At 45.1% G+C, this 15021-nt stretch carries 19 protein-coding genes and 1 riboswitch; of the genes, 14 read left to right on the top strand and 5 right to left on the bottom strand.

The window, feature by feature from the left end; genetic code table 11:
• The first annotated feature begins 62 nt into the window (after positions 1-62).
• From comGA to R5H20_RS14985, 8 genes are all read left to right on the top strand, one after another.
• Positions 63-1130 carry a competence type IV pilus ATPase ComGA gene (gene comGA / locus R5H20_RS15020; protein WP_006637540.1) on the top strand — a complete coding sequence of 356 codons (1068 nt, stop codon included), beginning with the start codon at positions 63-65 and terminating at the stop codon, positions 1128-1130.
• Positions 1117-2154 carry a competence type IV pilus assembly protein ComGB gene (gene comGB, locus R5H20_RS15015; RefSeq protein WP_006637539.1) on the top strand — a complete coding sequence of 346 codons (1038 nt, stop codon included), beginning with the start codon at positions 1117-1119 and terminating at the stop codon, positions 2152-2154. The genes comGA and comGB overlap by 14 nt, the downstream gene beginning before the upstream one ends.
• Before the next feature lie 14 nt (positions 2155-2168).
• Positions 2169-2462 (top strand): competence type IV pilus major pilin ComGC, encoded by a 294-nt coding sequence (gene comGC / locus R5H20_RS15010; protein ID WP_006637538.1) that lies wholly within the window; start codon positions 2169-2171, stop codon positions 2460-2462.
• Complete coding sequence (gene comGD, locus R5H20_RS15005; protein ID WP_006637537.1) at positions 2462-2905, top strand: competence type IV pilus minor pilin ComGD; 444 nt, start codon at positions 2462-2464, stop codon at positions 2903-2905. Before comGC ends, comGD begins: the two co-directional genes overlap by 1 nt.
• The gene (gene comGE / locus R5H20_RS15000) at positions 2889-3236 is read left to right on the top strand and encodes a competence type IV pilus minor pilin ComGE (protein ID WP_006637536.1); all 348 of its coding nucleotides are present in this window, start codon (positions 2889-2891) and stop codon (positions 3234-3236) included. Before comGD ends, comGE begins: the two co-directional genes overlap by 17 nt.
• A complete protein-coding gene (gene comGF / locus R5H20_RS14995) occupies positions 3145-3636 on the top strand; it encodes a competence type IV pilus minor pilin ComGF (protein ID WP_224254419.1) in 492 nt (163 codons plus the stop codon). The genes comGE and comGF overlap by 92 nt, the downstream gene beginning before the upstream one ends.
• A 54-nt stretch (positions 3637-3690) precedes the next feature.
• Positions 3691-4014, top strand: a complete 324-nt coding sequence (comGG, locus tag R5H20_RS14990; protein WP_224254418.1) for a competence type IV pilus minor pilin ComGG — start codon at positions 3691-3693, stop codon at positions 4012-4014.
• Between the two features lie 79 nt (positions 4015-4093).
• Positions 4094-4279 (top strand): YqzE family protein, encoded by a 186-nt coding sequence (locus tag R5H20_RS14985; protein WP_006637533.1) that lies wholly within the window; start codon positions 4094-4096, stop codon positions 4277-4279.
• Positions 4280-4372: 93 nt separating this feature from the next.
• Here R5H20_RS14985 and R5H20_RS14980 read toward each other — a convergent pair whose 3' ends face one another.
• Positions 4373-4693, bottom strand: a complete 321-nt coding sequence (locus R5H20_RS14980; protein ID WP_006637532.1) for a DUF3889 domain-containing protein — start codon at positions 4691-4693, stop codon at positions 4373-4375.
• Between the two features lie 262 nt (positions 4694-4955).
• On the opposite strand from R5H20_RS14980, the gene tapA reads away from it, so the two are divergent.
• From tapA to tasA, 3 genes are all read left to right on the top strand, one after another.
• Positions 4956-5702, top strand: coding sequence for an amyloid fiber anchoring/assembly protein TapA (tapA, locus tag R5H20_RS14975; RefSeq protein WP_006637531.1), 747 nt, complete (start codon positions 4956-4958; stop codon positions 5700-5702).
• Positions 5699-6280: a signal peptidase I SipW gene (sipW, locus tag R5H20_RS14970; protein ID WP_006637530.1), complete on the top strand. Its 582-nt coding sequence runs from the start codon at positions 5699-5701 to the stop codon at positions 6278-6280. Before tapA ends, sipW begins: the two co-directional genes overlap by 4 nt.
• A gap of 69 nt (positions 6281-6349) precedes the next feature.
• Positions 6350-7144 (top strand): biofilm matrix protein TasA, encoded by a 795-nt coding sequence (gene tasA, locus R5H20_RS14965; protein WP_006637529.1) that lies wholly within the window; start codon positions 6350-6352, stop codon positions 7142-7144.
• 107 nt (positions 7145-7251) lie between these two features.
• Here the strand turns inward: tasA and sinR are convergent, their stop codons facing one another.
• The 4 genes from sinR to R5H20_RS14945 form a co-directional block, all read right to left on the bottom strand.
• Entirely contained in the window at positions 7252-7587 is a 336-nt protein-coding gene (gene sinR / locus R5H20_RS14960; RefSeq protein ID WP_006637528.1) for a transcriptional regulator SinR, read from the bottom strand.
• Between the two features lie 33 nt (positions 7588-7620).
• Positions 7621-7794 carry an anti-repressor SinI gene (gene sinI, locus R5H20_RS14955; RefSeq protein WP_006637527.1) on the bottom strand — a complete coding sequence of 58 codons (174 nt, stop codon included), beginning with the start codon at positions 7792-7794 and terminating at the stop codon, positions 7621-7623.
• Positions 7795-7983: 189 nt separating this feature from the next.
• Entirely contained in the window at positions 7984-8778 is a 795-nt protein-coding gene (locus R5H20_RS14950) for a YqhG family protein (protein WP_006637526.1), read from the bottom strand.
• 3 nt (positions 8779-8781) lie between these two features.
• A complete protein-coding gene (locus R5H20_RS14945) occupies positions 8782-10461 on the bottom strand; it encodes a DEAD/DEAH box helicase (RefSeq protein WP_006637525.1) in 1680 nt (559 codons plus the stop codon).
• 248 nt (positions 10462-10709) lie between these two features.
• Positions 10710-10812: riboswitch (glycine riboswitch) on the top strand.
• Between the two features lie 235 nt (positions 10813-11047).
• On the opposite strand from R5H20_RS14945, the gene gcvT reads away from it, so the two are divergent.
• Genes gcvT through gcvPB form a run of 3 tightly spaced genes read left to right on the top strand, consistent with a single transcriptional unit; the run spans position 11048 to position 14972 of the window.
• Complete coding sequence (gcvT, locus tag R5H20_RS14940) at positions 11048-12142, top strand: glycine cleavage system aminomethyltransferase GcvT (RefSeq protein WP_006637524.1); 1095 nt, start codon at positions 11048-11050, stop codon at positions 12140-12142.
• Positions 12143-12172: 30 nt separating this feature from the next.
• A complete protein-coding gene (gene gcvPA / locus R5H20_RS14935) occupies positions 12173-13519 on the top strand; it encodes an aminomethyl-transferring glycine dehydrogenase subunit GcvPA (protein ID WP_006637523.1) in 1347 nt (448 codons plus the stop codon).
• Positions 13512-14972 (top strand): aminomethyl-transferring glycine dehydrogenase subunit GcvPB, encoded by a 1461-nt coding sequence (gcvPB, locus tag R5H20_RS14930; protein WP_006637522.1) that lies wholly within the window; start codon positions 13512-13514, stop codon positions 14970-14972. The genes gcvPA and gcvPB overlap by 8 nt, the downstream gene beginning before the upstream one ends.
• Positions 14973-15021: the final 49 nt, after the last annotated feature.

Here is a 15021-nt window from a genome sequence, read left to right as displayed (position 1 = left end):
TTGAGGATTTGAAGCTTCCGGCGCTTTTCGCTAAACTGCGGTTAGAAAGGAGGCGCAAGGATTTGCAAGCGATTGAACCATTAAGCGGGAGAGTAATCGAAGAGGCATGCAGAATGAGAGCATCTGACATTCATATTGTTCCGTGTAAAAAAGAGGCGATTATCCGTTTTAGAATCGACGGTGAATTGATTCAAAAGGACAGGCTGACGAGGCTTGAGTGCTCAAGGCTGATTTCCCACTTTAAATTTCTTTCTTCAATGGATATCGGAGAACGGAGACAGCCGCAAAGCGGTGCTTTAACCCTTCAAGTGAACAATAAGCCTGTTCATTTAAGAATGTCGACTTTGCCCACTGTATACGATGAAAGCTTGGTGATCCGCGTTTTGCCGCAAGCAAGTGCCCCGCCGCTCAGAAGCCTGTCATTGTTTCCGGATGCAACGTCGAAGCTGCTGTCTTTTCTGAAGCATTCACACGGCCTGATGATCTTCACCGGCCCTACAGGTTCGGGAAAAACGACAACTCTGTATTCGCTAATCGAATATGCAAAACAGCATTTTAACCGCAATATTATTACCCTGGAGGATCCGGTGGAATCCAGAAGCGAGCATGTTCTTCAAGTACAGGTAAATGAGAAGGCGGGTATGACATATTCTGCCGGCTTAAAGGCTGTTCTCCGCCATGATCCGGACATGATCATTCTGGGGGAAATCCGCGATGCAGAAACAGCCAAAACCGCGGTCAGAGCGGCGCTGACGGGTCATCTTGTATTATCGAGCATGCACGCGAAAAACGCAAAAGGCGCGATATACAGACTGCTTGAATTCGGCGTCACAATGACAGAAATTGAACAGACGCTGGTTGCTGTAAGCGCGCAACGACTCGTCAATCTTGTCTGTCCATTTTGCGGAGAGCAGTGTTCTTTTTATTGCAGAATGGCGAGGGAAGTCAGAAGAGCAAGCATTTTTGAGCTTCTGTATGGAAAGAGCCTGAATCTTTGTATAAAAGAAGCTAAAGGCGCATATGTAAACAACCGCTTCGACACATTGAGAAAATTGATCCGCAAAGGGATAGCGCTCGGTTATGTGCCGGCCGGATCTTATGAACGCTGGGTGCATCATGAAGCCGATTAAGAACAGATGGCCTGTCGGGGAACAGGCAGAGTTCCTTGAAAAGCTTGGCGAGATGATGATGAACGGTTATACGCTTCTTGATGCATTAAGCATGCTGGAACTGCAATTAAAGCGGCAGCAAAAAACGGATATTGCATTCGGGAGGAGAAAGCTTGCGGAAGGGTATCCTGTTTTTCAAGTTTTAAATATGATTTCATTTCATAAAGCTGCCGTCAGCATCGTTTATTTCGCCGAACGTCACGGTAATGTGCCATTTGCTTTTATGCAGAGCGGCGAATTGCTCCGCCGTAAAATCGAACAGGCCGAAAAAATCAAAAAAGCCGCACATTATCCGGCATTTTTGATTTTGACGGTTTGCCTCATTGTCTATATGATGAAAGCCGCCATTGTTCCGCAGTTTTCCGCGATCTATGACTCGATGAACATAGAAACGCCCTTTCTGACATCCTTCATCTTTTTATTTTTTGAAAGTTTCTCCTTGTTGTTTCTGTGCATACTAGCCGCCGCTGCTGTTTTTTGGGCGTATTATTTGTACGCTTTCCGCCAAAAGCCCCCTGAAGACAAAATGGCTCTTCTCATCAGAATTCCGCTGGCAGGCAGAATCCTCAAATTGTTTAACAGCTACTTTTTATCACTTCAGCTGAGCAATCTTCTTACATCCGGTTTGTCTATATATGACAGTTTAAAAGCGTTTGAAAGCCAGCCCTTTTTGCCGTTTTTCCAAAAGGAAGCTAAACGGCTGATCGAGAGGCTGAAACAGGGGGAAGCGATAGAACATATGTTAAACGGACACCCGTTTTATGAAAAGGACCTATCAAAGGTGGTGGCTCACGGCCAATTAAACGGCCAGCTTCACAGAGAGCTTTATTCATACAGCCAATTTCTGATCGACCGGTTTGAAAAGAAAGCGGAAAAGTGGACAGGCCTGCTGCAGCCGCTGATTTACGGTTTTACCGCGGCCATGATTTTAATACTCTATCTGTCCATGCTGTTGCCAATGTATCAAATGATGAATCAGTTATAAAGGAGGCCGTCCAAATGAATGAAAAGGGATTTACGCTGATTGAAATGCTAGTCGTCATGCTTGTCATATCAATTCTGCTTTTAATTACGATCCCGAATGTCACCAAGCACAACCAAAGTATTCAAAAGAAAGGCTGTGAGGGATTAAAAAGCATGATTCAGGCCCAAATTACGGCTTATGAGATCGATCATGACGGAAAAACGCCGAGTCTGGGCGATCTGGAATCAGAGGGATACATTAAGAAGAACTTGGCTTGTCCTAACGGAAAACCGATTGTGATTTCAAATGGCAGTGTACAAACCCGATAATGGCAAGGTATCAAAAAGGGTTTACTCTTCTTGAAAGCCTCACCGTTTTGCTGATCAGCTCGATTATGATGATATGTTTATTTGCCGGATTGCCATCCGCTTATGAAAAAAGGATTGTCCAGCATTTTGCTGCACAGCTTGAAGCAGATTTGCTTTTTGCCCAGCAGTCAGCTTTTGTTCAAAACAAGAAGGTGAAAGTACTGTTTGATACCGATCATTACAAATATACCATCAAGCCGGCTGATGAAAGCTTACCCCCTTATCTTGTCAGGGAGTATGATCACAAAATTGACATAAAAAAATCGACAATCGGACAACATTTCACCTATAGCCCGAGCGGGGCTCCGAATCAAGGAGGAAAACTGTTGATTAATGCAAATAAAACCTCGTTTGAATTGACGATTTATTTAGGAAGCGGCAGAATCAATGTTCAAAAAAAATAGAGGGTTTATGACACTTGAAACTGTTTCTGCATTTAGTATTTGGATGATGATAGCCGCTTTTTTAATTCCGGCATATCATCAGCTCGAATTGAAAGCTGACATGATGGGAAAAGAAGAAGAAGCATACCGCATCTTAGATGAGAAGATCAGCCGCTACATGCTGACCGGGCGTTATCAGGCGGCAGAAACCGTTTTTTATCAGGGAACCGCCTACTTTATTGAATGGGAGGAAAAAGGAGATGAATATAAAGTTTGCATCTCCATTGAAGACAGAAAAGACCGCCAGCATTGTTTCGGAATTCTCAAAACAAAAGGGCTTTACCCTTCTTAATACTTTAAGTTCATTAATGGTCTACATGTTCATTGCCGGAACGGCCGTCTCAATGTTTCATCTGTTTTTATCCCCGGCTGTCAACGAGGATGATATCCGTCCGGAAGAATGGACCATTACAGCTGAACAGATGCTCAAAGAATGCAAAGAAGCTGAGGACATTAAAGTAAAGAACAACGGCCGGGTACTTGAGTTGAAAAATTCTTTAGGTGATGCGGTCCGCTATGAACCGTATCGGACATTGATTCGCAAAAGAGTAAATTCAAAAGGCCATATGCCGATGCTGCAGCATGTCAAACGCGTAAAATTCAGACTTGAAGATCACCACGTTATCTTTGATGTCATCGGTCTTAACGGCAAAAAGTATCGCGCGGCATTTCCAATCTATCATTCTGGATGAAGGTGGTTAAATCTGTACAATTCCAAAGGCTATATTTATCCCGCAGCGCTTTTTATGGCGATGATCTGCATGCTGTGCGCCGGCCATTCCGCGGCGGTTTTTATCACGAAGCAAGCGTTTGCCAAACAAACGAAAGAGTTTTACACCCAGCAAAATCTCCTTCGAAATGGGGTTCTTTATTCCGTCCGGCATATCCAAGACGAACGGGAAAGAGAGGAAAAAAAGGCGTATGGTGCGGTCTCGTATTCCATTTTGCCAGCCGGTAAACAGACGAAGCTTGTGAGGATTAAGATAAAAACAGCAGCGAAAACCGTGAGAACTGCGGAATTTCAATATCATTTGAAGAAAAAGAAAATCAGCCGGTGGAAAGAGAAGTAGCGGTTAAGCCTGAAAAAGACGTATAAAAAAGTATGCGCCTGACAACACTTCATCATAAGAAGTGCGATGAGGTGAGCAGATGAAAACGAACGATTATGTGAAATATATGACAGAACAGCTTGTCAAGTATATGGATACACCAAAACAAGAAAGAAAAGAAATGAAAGAAAAGCGCAAAGAAAGCAGACCGCCGTCCCGCATATACCGCTGGTTCGGGATTCTTCCTATCGGCTGCATGATGTTTTTTAAACGTCATAAATCATAAGATAGAAAAGGCATCCCCATTCGGCGGGCCGCGGGCCAGGAGGTTCGAATTTCAATCAAGAAATAGGAAGCCGTTTTCCTAAAGGAAAGCGGCTTATTTATATTCTTCAACAACTACCACTTTATTAATTTTATGGGTTGAAGGCTCGTACGAAATGGTGACAAATACGCCAAAATCTTTATTTCCTTCACTAAGGGTCAGGTGGTACTGTTTAACAGCTTCATCAGTTCGTTTTCGGTCCCATACCTTTTGGGTGAGCCGGACTTCAGCTTCCGGGTATCTCTTTTTGGCTTCCTGAACAGCTTTTTCTTCCCATTTCGTCATAACGGCTGTTTGATAGCCTGCTCCTTGTACATACAGCGGTTTTGAACTTACAAGCAATAAAAGGACGCATAATATGATCTTTTTCAGCATGGGTCACCATCCTTTCCTCCCTATTTTTTTCCTTGTCGACACAGTTTATACAAAAAAATAAGAATAAATTGTGTACATTATAAAGAACTTCATTTTTTTCAAAAAGATGAGAATTTAAGAGTTTTTTTGAGGAATTGAATGAAAATGTTCTGTAAAACGAACTAAATCGACTATTTTGACAGTTTTCAATTGTGAGCTTTGTTCTTTATACTCTAACTGTTAGGTTCTTTAAAACGAACGAAAAGCTGCTAGGAGGGTAGTCATGATTAGATTATCTCGAACTAGGAGACGCCGAAAAAAAGACAAAAAGACGATCATCGGTTTTCAAATGATGTTGATCATTTACCTTTTGATTGGACTGGGGAGTCAGCTGAATCAAAATACGAACGCATCGTTCCATGATGTGGAAAAATACAGCATGTCAATGAAAGCGTCTGCAAAATTCAAGGACATAGATGATAGAGAGTGGGATGGAAGCGATTTGAAGCTTCAAAAACAGACAAAAACAAAAGGAAGCACTTGTGCGCCGTTGCCTTTATTTGCTGAATTTAAAAACCGCGGCAACAGCATAACCGCTTCAGAATGGAAATGGGAGCTGCACAAAATCGAGAGCTCTTCAAAGCCGCTGAAAGACGGGGCTGTCATAGACAAAGGCACGGTTGGCAAGGAAGTCCGCAGCCATCTATACAGGATTGAGTCAAATCGTGCGGTAAGTGGAGGAATTTACGTTTTTAAATTGATAAAACCTGAAGGTCATCCTGATATCAAACGGGGAAAGCCGTTTATTTGGTCAAAGGTGATGAAACTCAGCGACTGCAAAGAAAAGACGCCGAAGCCTCCAAAAAAAGCCGAATCCAAACCAGATCGTAAAGACAAGCCGGAAACATTCCGGGAGACTGAACGAACAGATAAAATCGAGCCAGAAAAACAAGGAACAGACGGCGGTCGGTCCGTCCGTGAGGAAAAAAATAAAGAGAAACATTCATTAGAAAGCGGGGATGCGTCATGAAAAAAATCATGAAATGGGTCAGCAATTTCTTATATGTGATTATTTTCACGCTGATCATTGCGGCGGTCATTGTTGTCATATCAACAAAATCGTCGGGCGGGGAGCCTCAGCTGTTCGGCTATCAATTGAAGACGGTTTTATCCGGTTCAATGGAGCCGGAGTTTAAAACGGGATCAATTATCGCCGTTCAAAAAGTTGCAAATCCCGAGTCCTTGAAAAAGGGCGATATTATTACATTCATGCAAGATCAGAACACAATGGTTACCCACCGGATTATCGGTATAACAAAACATAAATCAAATCTCGTATTTAAAACAAAAGGTGACAACAACCAAAATCCCGATTCCGATCCTGTTTTGGCGGAAAACGTTGTCGCAAAGTATTCGGGAATTACCGTTCCATATGCGGGGTATCTGCTGGATTTCGCCAGCAAACCCATCGGCACAGCCATCTTGTTGATCGTGCCGGGTCTCTTGTTAATTCTTTATGCGGTCATTACGATATCCGCGGCATTGCGTGAAATTGATCAAAAAACAAAAGCAATCGAAGCCGCCGGAAAAGACCGGGTTTCAATGTAACTTTCGTTGGTCACCTGTTATTCAGGTCTCCATATATAGCATTTTTCAATTATAAAAGGAGGAGTTATCATGGGTACAAAGAAAAAAATTGGATTAGGAGTTGCGTCCGCTGCTCTTGGGCTGGCATTAGTAGGAGGGGGAACTTGGGCCGCGTTTAACGATATCGAAACGACACAAGCTACGTATGCAGCAGGTACGCTTGACTTAAATGCGAAAGAAACGTCTGCGAGAGTGAACCTGTCAAACTTAAAACCGGGTGATAAATTCAAAAAAGAATTCACATTTAAAAATGACGGTTCATTGGCCATTAAAGAAGTGTTAATGCAGATGGGCTTCAGCAATTTCGTTGACGCCAACGCGAAAAACGGCGGGAAAAATTCTGCCGAAGACTTCCTGAAACAGTTTAAAGTCAGCGTATTGACTGTCGGCGTTGAAGGCGGAAACGGATATCCTAAAAACATCATTCTTGATTCCGCGAATCTCTATGATCTGTACAATATGTCTGCGAAAAAAGATAAAAGCTCAATGGAAAAAATCAAAAAGCTAATTGAGCCGGGCTTCCTGCATGACAACGGCAAAATCAATGTCGCGACAATCAAGGGCAAGACTGCGCCTCAATACGATGGTATTCCAAAAGATCCATACGATTTCGACAAAGTCGAAATGGTCATTGAATTTATCAATGACACAACAACAGACAGCAACGGCAACATGATACAGAACAAATATCAAGGAGATTCTGTACAGCTTGACTTCTCATTTGAGGGTACTCAATGGAACGGCTTAACCATCGATGGAAATAAACACGCCGATGAAAAAGGATATGTTAAAGAGAACGAAAGAGCACACAGTGAAGATAAATAATGCTATCCATTAAAAAAAAGCGGATCAACATGATCCGTTTTTTTTATGTAAATTTGATCGGCGTCGTTATATTTTTTAAATGCCAAAGGGAGTAAGATATGTGACACTTACTCCTTTTCCTGTCTTTTCTTCCATTTTTGATAATCCAAAAATTCGCGAAATTGTTTTTTAGAAACCCCTGATGCCATCGCGTCACGAACTAGATTTTCCCATTCACTATCTAATTGACCATCGTATTCGGTTTCATCTTTCTCATCAAGCAGGGTATGAACCGAGACGTCCAGAACAGCGGAGACTTTTTCTAGAAATTGAATGGAGGGGTTTGTTTGCAAATTTCTTTCTATTGAACTTAAATAAGACTTCGCTACCCCAGCCTTTTCAGCTAGTTCAGATAGTGAGTAGCCTTTTTCTTTTCGATATTGTTTAATACGCTGGCCAATCAATGTCATCACCTTCCTTTCGATATTATAGCACATTCAGAAAGGATTTATTGAATGACTTCTTTCAATTGGTGTGGAAGCTTCCGAAGGCTTATGACCCAAATTGAGAAAAATTCTTATTTCCTCTGGACTAATACCTGCTCTGAGAGCGCTTTTGATGAGATCTTCCCACTCCTTGTCCAATTCTTCCTTCTCACTTTTCGCTTTCATGATACATGTCCCCTCCCAAAATACTTGGTTATGTATTTCAGTCAACCTTGTTGTTGGCAACAAAGATAAATCGCTGGCCTCAGCATTTTTCCAAACTTGTCCAATTGTTGATGCGAAAGTTTATCGTCTTACTTCCATTATAATCCTAGGTTTCTGAATAAAAAGAAGAACCGTGTCGAATCGGAAAAATTATCCTGAGGTTTTTTTCTGCAGATAAAACAAACCGCCGTTTTCGATCTTCATTTCGATTTTTGGTTCGTACAGTGTTTGCAGGGCTTTTTTTTCAATTTCGTATTCCTCAGGCTTTTCTTCCGTCTCTTCATAAAACTGATTCAGAAGGGAAAGGTCGTTATTCCATCTTTTAAGAGAAGCTTCAGCCCAATCAAGAGGCTCGCTTCTGGCGGCTTGTTCGATATAGCGTTCAAGCCGTTTGATGCCGCTTTCCGGTTTGATTAAAGGCGACATGGTGTAGCAGTAGTCGGAAATGTGCGTAGAGAGCGCCCTTTCTTCCATTTGTTCTTGAAACCCTTCTATCAGCTGTCCGCTGATTAAATGGAGGCCGAGAGACAGAAGCTTGTCTTTTTTCATGTCGGACTGGAATGAGATCGTTACATTCAAGCCGAGCCACGGTTCAAGGGGCGTATGGCCTCCCATAAAGCGGACCTTTTCATAAAGACGGATAAATTTTCCGTTCTTTTTTACCGCCTGAAAAATTTGAAATAGCCTCGGTGAGCCGAAATGAATAAATTCCCCTTCAATATCCTCAGGCGCCGCTTCTTCATTTGTAATCAGCGTAATTTTCATCGGATTCGGCTGTCCGCCCGTTTTCTCGAGCCAGTGCCAATAAAAAGGCCTGTTCATAATTTGTTTATCGACTTCAGCGGTCAGCTGCACGGTGATATGGCCGGCGCTCTTGTCAATGATGTCGCATCGATTCGCGGTGAAAAAGCGTTCTAAAAACCGCTGTATTTCTTCCTGCCTCATCCTTCAGCCTCCAATCTGTTTGTGGTCTTGAACAGCGTCGTCCCCGCAGGAGATAAACGATGCCAAATTTTCCATTTTGATTTTCATTTCTTCGTCAGATGCTGAATAATAGAGGATATCATGAAGGTGCTCTTCAAAATGACCGACCTCTATTTTTGTCAAAATATCATCCAAGTCGCCAACAACTTTTTCGAATAAATGGATTTTTTCGTAGAGAAGCTTCAAGATATGTTCCTCTACGGTATGTTTTGTCGCCATATTGTAAATATAGACGTCCCGTTCCTGGCCGAGCCGGTGAATCCGTCCGATTCTTTGTTCAAGGCGCATCGGGTTCCAGGGGAGATCATAGTTGATGATTTTGTTGCAAAATTGAAGGTTGATCCCTTCACCGCCCGCTTCCGTGGCGATCAGCACCTGAACTTTGCCCCGGAACAAGTCCTTCATCCAGTCTTTCTTTCCTCGTTTAAAGCCGCCGCGAAACGGCACAGAGCTGATCCCATTTTGCTGAAGGAACCATTGCAGATAAATTTGCGTCGCCCTGTATTCCGTAAAAATGATGACTTTGTCGTTGAGTTCCTGAATCAGCTCGACGACTTTCATCGCTTTGGAGTTCTGTGTAACCTCGTTTACCCTGTTGATCAGCTGATGAATCGCGGCTTCTCCGATGACAGGGGCTTCACGGTCTTTCCTGTCGAGCATGTTTTTCAGCGTCATATAGACCGCTTCTCTGCTTGAACAGCATTCGCGCTCCAATGTCATAATCGAAAACATGCCGGCCGAATGGCGGTGATCTTTTTTCAGGTTTGTGATTTCGTCATATAAAGCCTGTTCGGTCGGAGAAAAAGAAATCGGCACGGTTTCGACATGGCGCTTCGTCCATGTGATTCCCGTATCCTGCCGCCTGTTTCTGATCATGACTTTATTGATGAGCGATTTCAATCGCTCGTGCGCCTCGGCGGAATTGATTTGTTTTGAATAATCTTTGTTAAAGTTGCTTTCATTGCCTAAATGGCCCGGCTTTAAAAGGGAGACGAGGTTGAAAATTTCGTCAATCTTGTTTTGAATCGGTGTCGCAGTCAGCATCAGGCAGTATTTTTTCTTTAAGTTGCGGACGAATTCGTAGTTTTTGGTTTTATTGTTTTTCAGTTTGTGAGCTTCATCAATAATCACCACATCATATTGAATGGATAATACCGTTTCCCGGTGAGGCGAACGTTTCGCTGTATCAAGGGAGGAGACGACAACGTCACACTGCTCCCATACATAGCTTTTTTTCTGCTCGACGGCCGGGATTAAAAATTTGTCGCGCAGTTCTTTTACCCACTGTGATACAAGTGAAGCGGGCACGAGAATTAAAATTTTTTTTGCCAGACCGCGAATCATGTATTCTTTTAATATCAAGCCGGCTTCAACCGTTTTTCCAAGACCTACTTCATCGGCTAAAATGGCTTTCCCGTTCATCTGTTCGACCACTTTTCGAGCGACCTCAAGCTGGTGGGGAAGCGGGGTGAAATCAGGCAGATGGTGTGGAGCCTGTAGCCCTTCAAAGGTTGGAATCGCCAGGCGTTTTTGCACCTCGCAGGAAAGCTGGTAAAGCTCCCAATTCGCCCAAGGACCGTCCTGTTCAAGGTGTTCCGCAAACTGTTCAGGCCACTCCTTGTCAAAATGAATCTCTGGAATCATCATATCGCCGCCTTTCCTCTCTTATCATTTAATGGAATGTTCTTTTTTAAAAGATAATCTTTTATGAATCAAGCTGATTTAATCAAGAAATGAATAAAACGCGAACAATTCAAATGAAAAATAATGAAATGTTAATGCTTTTTTCTGTTGCCCAAACGCTGTGATGATGGTAGGATATTTGTAGATCATCAGCGAAAAAATCGTACGCTTTATCTAGTATGTCCATGAAAAGAAATGAATATGAGCGAATGACAGCAAGGGGAGAGACCGATAAGGAATCCCTTATAACGGCGCCGAAGGAGCAAACTGTGAAATAGTGAATCTCTCAGGCAAAAGAACTCTTGCTTGACGCAACTCTGGAGAGAGTTTGTACCATAATCATGCTTAGCAAACCACCAAAGGGGACATCTTTGCGTTTATGCAAAGTAAACTTTCAGGTGCCAGGACAGAGAGCCTCCGAACTGACAAAGGGGGTTCTCTGTCCTTTTTTGTGCCGTGAATGCCGGCTGCATGAAGAGCTTTTGTTATTGAAATCTTTCGCGTTTTCTGATGATTGGCAAACTTAAAACACAAAGGGGGAAGCAGGATGCTGAAACGAACGCCTTTATTTGACCTGTATAAGGAATATGGCGGAAAGACGATTGATTTTGGCGGCTGGGAGCTGCCTGTTCAGTTTTCATCGATCAAAGAAGAGCATGAAGCGGTAAGGACGAAAGCCGGTTTGTTTGACGTTTCCCATATGGGGGAAGTCGAGGTCACAGGCGCTGACAGTCTGCCGTTTTTACAGAAGCTTTTAACCAATGATGTTGCCGCATTGAAGGAAGGCGGCGCACAGTATACAGCGATGTGCGATGAAAACGGCGGGACGATTGACGATCTTCTTGTCTATATGAAGGGAAGCGGGCGCTATCTGCTGGTCATCAACGCAGCCAACATCGGCAAGGACATCGATTGGCTGAATCGGCATGCGGAGGGGGATGTGAAGATCAAAAACATCTCAGATGAAATCTCTCTGCTTGCCCTTCAGGGACCGAAAGCCGAACAGATCTTACAACAAGTGACAGACATTGACCTTGCCGCGTTAAAGCCGTTTACCTTCCGGGATGAAACCGCGGTCGGCAGCGTGCGGGCGCTTGTCTCAAGAACGGGGTACACGGGAGAGGACGGTTTTGAAATCTACTGCCGAGGTGAAGATGCAGCCCGCATTTGGAAGCTTCTTTTAGAGACGGGCCGGGATGAAGGCCTCATTCCGTGCGGTCTTGGCGCCAGAGACACCTTGCGTTTTGAAGCGAAGCTCCCTCTATACGGACAGGAGCTTACAAAAGACATTACGCCGATTGAAGCAGGGATCGGGTTTGCTGTTAAAACGAAAAAAGAGGCGGATTTTTTCGGCAAGTCTGTTTTGGCAAAACAAAAAGAAGAGGGAGTCGACAGAAAACTCGTCGGGCTTGAAATGCTTGATAAAGGAATTCCGCGGCACGGGTATCCCGTTTACCATCAAGGCGTACAAGCGGGCGAAGTGACGACTGGAACACAATCGCCGACCTTGAAAAAAAACGTCGGTCTTGCTCTGCTCAAAAAAGAGGCTGCCGAACTCGGCACCATTGTCGAGGTTGAAATCAGGAAAAAGCGTCTGAAAGCGAAAATTGCGAAAACCCCATTTTATAAACGGCAGCCGTAAGTTTGCCATGATCATGAAAGGAGACTGAAGATGAAGCACCGCTACCTGCCTGCGACAGATCAGGATAAAAAAGAGATGCTAGAGGCGATCGGAGTCAGCCAGATTGACGACTTATTCTCCGATATTCCAGAGAGCGTCAGATTTAAAGGCGAATATCAAATTAAACAAGCAAAATCCGAGACGGAGCTCACGAAAGAACTGACAAAGCTGGCGGCAAAGAATAAAGACACGGCCGCGTACGCTTCATTTTTGGGAGCGGGCGTGTACGACCATTATCAGCCGGTCATTGTCGATCATGTGATTTCAAGATCTGAATTTTATACGGCCTACACCCCATATCAGCCGGAAATTTCGCAAGGGGAGCTGCAGGCGATCTTTGAATTTCAGACGATGATATGCGAATTGACGGGAATGGATATCAGCAACTCGTCCATGTATGACGGCGGAACGGCGCTGGCGGAAGCCGCGATGCTTGCATCAGGGCATACGAAAAAGAAAAAAATCGTCGTCTCGGAGACCGTTCATCCGGAATCACGCGAGGTGCTGAAAACTTATGCAAAAGGGCAGTACATCGAAGTCGTGGAAGTGCCTGCCAAGAACGGGACGGCTGATATCGAAGCCATTGACGCAGCGGTATGTGATGAAACCGCAGCCGTTATCGTCCAATATCCGAACTTTTTCGGACAGATCGAACCTCTGCACGAAATCGAGCCGATCGCCCATAAAGGAAAAAGCATGTTCATCGTGTCCGCCAACCCGCTGGCGCTCGGCATCTTAACGCCTCCGGGAGCATTCGGGGCCGATATCGTCGTCGGCGATGCCCAGCCATTCGGTATACCGGCCGCGTTTGGAGGCCCCCACTGCGGATTTTTCGCCGTCACTAAAAAGCTGATGCGGAAGGTTCCGGGGCGTCTTGTCGGGCAGACGGAAGATGAAAATGGAAAAAGAGGGTTCGTATTAACGCTGCAGGCAAGGGAGCAGCATATCAGGCGGGATAAAGCAACATCGAATATTTGCTCGAACCAGGCGCTCAATGCGCTCGCCGCTTCTGTTGCGATGACGGCTCTCGGCAAAAAAGGCGTCAGGGACATCGCCTGGCAGAATATGCAGAAAGCGTCTTATGCCAAAGAAGCCGCCAGGCGGGCGGGCCTTGAAGTCGCGTTTGACGGTCCTATGTTCAACGAATTCGTGATCAAGCTGAAGGAATCTGTCACCCAAGCCAATGAACGCCTGCTTGAAAAGGAGATCATCGGCGGCTATGATCTCGGCCTGTCATATCCGGATTTGAAAGACCATATGCTGATCGCAGTGACAGAACTCAGGACGAAGGAAGAAATAGATACATTCATCAAGGAATTGGGGGATCGCCATGCATAATCAGGATCAATCGCTTATTTTTGAGATATCAAAAGAAGGAAGGGTCGGCTACAGCCTGCCTGAGCTTGACGTCCCTGAAACAGATGAATCAGACCTTCTGGATGAGGCCTATATCAGGAAAGAGCCGGCAGAGCTTCCCGAGGTGTCTGAGCTTGATATTATGCGGCATTATACCGCTTTATCAAGGCGAAACCACGGCGTGGATTCCGGTTTTTATCCGCTTGGCTCCTGCACGATGAAATACAATCCGAAGCTCAATGAGAAAATCGCGAGGATTCCGGGGTTTTCAGCCATTCACCCGCTTCAGGACGAACATACGGTGCAGGGGGCGCTGGAGCTGCTTTACGACCTGAGCGAGCATTTGGAGGAAATTACGGGCATGGATCAGGTCACACTTCAGCCGGCGGCCGGCGCGCATGGCGAATGGACCGGGCTGATGATGATCCGCGCCTTCCATGAGGCTAACGGCGATCGGAAAAGAACGAAGGTGATTGTTCCGGATTCTGCGCACGGAACAAATCCGGCATCTGCGACGGTTGCCGGATTTGAAACGGTCACCGTCAAATCGAATGCCGATGGGCTTGTCGACCTGGAAGATTTAAAACGGGTCGTCAATGAAGAAACGGCTGCGCTGATGCTGACAAATCCGAACACGCTCGGCCTGTTTGAAGAGCATATTTTAGAAATGGCGGAGATCGTGCATCAGGCCGGAGGGAAGCTCTATTATGACGGCGCCAACCTCAACGCCGTGCTCAGTAAAGCGCGGCCGGGCGACATGGGATTTGATGTCGTGCATTTAAATCTTCATAAAACCTTTACGGGACCCCACGGGGGCGGCGGACCGGGCTCAGGTCCCGTCGGCGTCAAAGCCGATCTCATCCCGTATTTGCCAAAACCTGTGCTGGTCAAAAAAGACGGGCGCTTTACATTTGACAATGACCGCCCCCGATCCATCGGCAGGGTCAAGCCGTACTACGGCAACTTCGGCATAAACGTGAGAGCCTATACGTATATTCGTTCAATGGGTCCTGACGGGCTGAAAGAAGTGACGGAAAACGCCGTTTTAAATGCGAATTATATGATGAGGAAACTTGCGCCGTATTATGATCTGCCGTTTGACCGCCACTGCAAGCATGAATTTGTGCTGTCCGGCAGACGTCAGAAAAAGCTCGGCGTCAGAACGCTGGATATCGCCAAGCGTCTGCTTGATTTCGGCTTCCATCCGCCGACCATCTACTTTCCGCTTAATGTGGAGGAATGCATCATGATTGAGCCGACAGAAACAGAATCAAAAGAAACGCTTGACGCGTTTATCGAAACGATGATCCAGATTGCCAAAGAAGCGGAAGAAACGCCAGAGATGGTTCAAGAAGCACCGCATACTACAGTTGTTAAACGAATGGATGAAACAAAAGCGGCGCGCAAGCCTGTGCTTCGCTATGAAAGAGGCTGAATAAGATGAAAGCCGGCGGGTGTATGATTCCGCCGGCTTTTTTGTATGA

Source organism: Bacillus sp. KICET-3, from assembly GCF_033261025.1.
GTDB lineage: Bacteria > Bacillota > Bacilli > Bacillales > Bacillaceae > Bacillus > Bacillus sonorensis.
This window is presented reverse-complemented; position numbering and strand designations above follow the sequence as displayed.

Coding starts and splice junctions, on each gene's coding strand:
- comGB (WP_006637539.1), top strand. CDS start 1,117: ATGAAGCCGATTAAGAACAGATGGCCTGTCGGGGAACAGGCAGAGTTC.
- comGC (WP_006637538.1), top strand. CDS start 2,169: ATGAATGAAAAGGGATTTACGCTGATTGAAATGCTAGTCGTCATGCTT.
- comGD (WP_006637537.1), top strand. CDS start 2,462: ATGGCAAGGTATCAAAAAGGGTTTACTCTTCTTGAAAGCCTCACCGTT.
- comGE (WP_006637536.1), top strand. CDS start 2,889: ATGTTCAAAAAAAATAGAGGGTTTATGACACTTGAAACTGTTTCTGCA.
- comGF (WP_224254419.1), top strand. CDS start 3,145: ATGAATATAAAGTTTGCATCTCCATTGAAGACAGAAAAGACCGCCAGC.
- comGG (WP_224254418.1), top strand. CDS start 3,691: ATGGCGATGATCTGCATGCTGTGCGCCGGCCATTCCGCGGCGGTTTTT.
- R5H20_RS14985 (WP_006637533.1), top strand. CDS start 4,094: ATGAAAACGAACGATTATGTGAAATATATGACAGAACAGCTTGTCAAG.
- R5H20_RS14980 (WP_006637532.1), bottom strand. CDS start 4,693: ATGCTGAAAAAGATCATATTATGCGTCCTTTTATTGCTTGTAAGTTCA.
- tapA (WP_006637531.1), top strand. CDS start 4,956: ATGATTAGATTATCTCGAACTAGGAGACGCCGAAAAAAAGACAAAAAG.
- sipW (WP_006637530.1), top strand. CDS start 5,699: ATGAAAAAAATCATGAAATGGGTCAGCAATTTCTTATATGTGATTATT.
- tasA (WP_006637529.1), top strand. CDS start 6,350: ATGGGTACAAAGAAAAAAATTGGATTAGGAGTTGCGTCCGCTGCTCTT.
- sinI (WP_006637527.1), bottom strand. CDS start 7,794: ATGAAAGCGAAAAGTGAGAAGGAAGAATTGGACAAGGAGTGGGAAGAT.
- R5H20_RS14950 (WP_006637526.1), bottom strand. CDS start 8,778: ATGAGGCAGGAAGAAATACAGCGGTTTTTAGAACGCTTTTTCACCGCG.
- R5H20_RS14945 (WP_006637525.1), bottom strand. CDS start 10,461: ATGATTCCAGAGATTCATTTTGACAAGGAGTGGCCTGAACAGTTTGCG.
- gcvT (WP_006637524.1), top strand. CDS start 11,048: ATGCTGAAACGAACGCCTTTATTTGACCTGTATAAGGAATATGGCGGA.
- gcvPA (WP_006637523.1), top strand. CDS start 12,173: ATGAAGCACCGCTACCTGCCTGCGACAGATCAGGATAAAAAAGAGATG.
- gcvPB (WP_006637522.1), top strand. CDS start 13,512: ATGCATAATCAGGATCAATCGCTTATTTTTGAGATATCAAAAGAAGGA.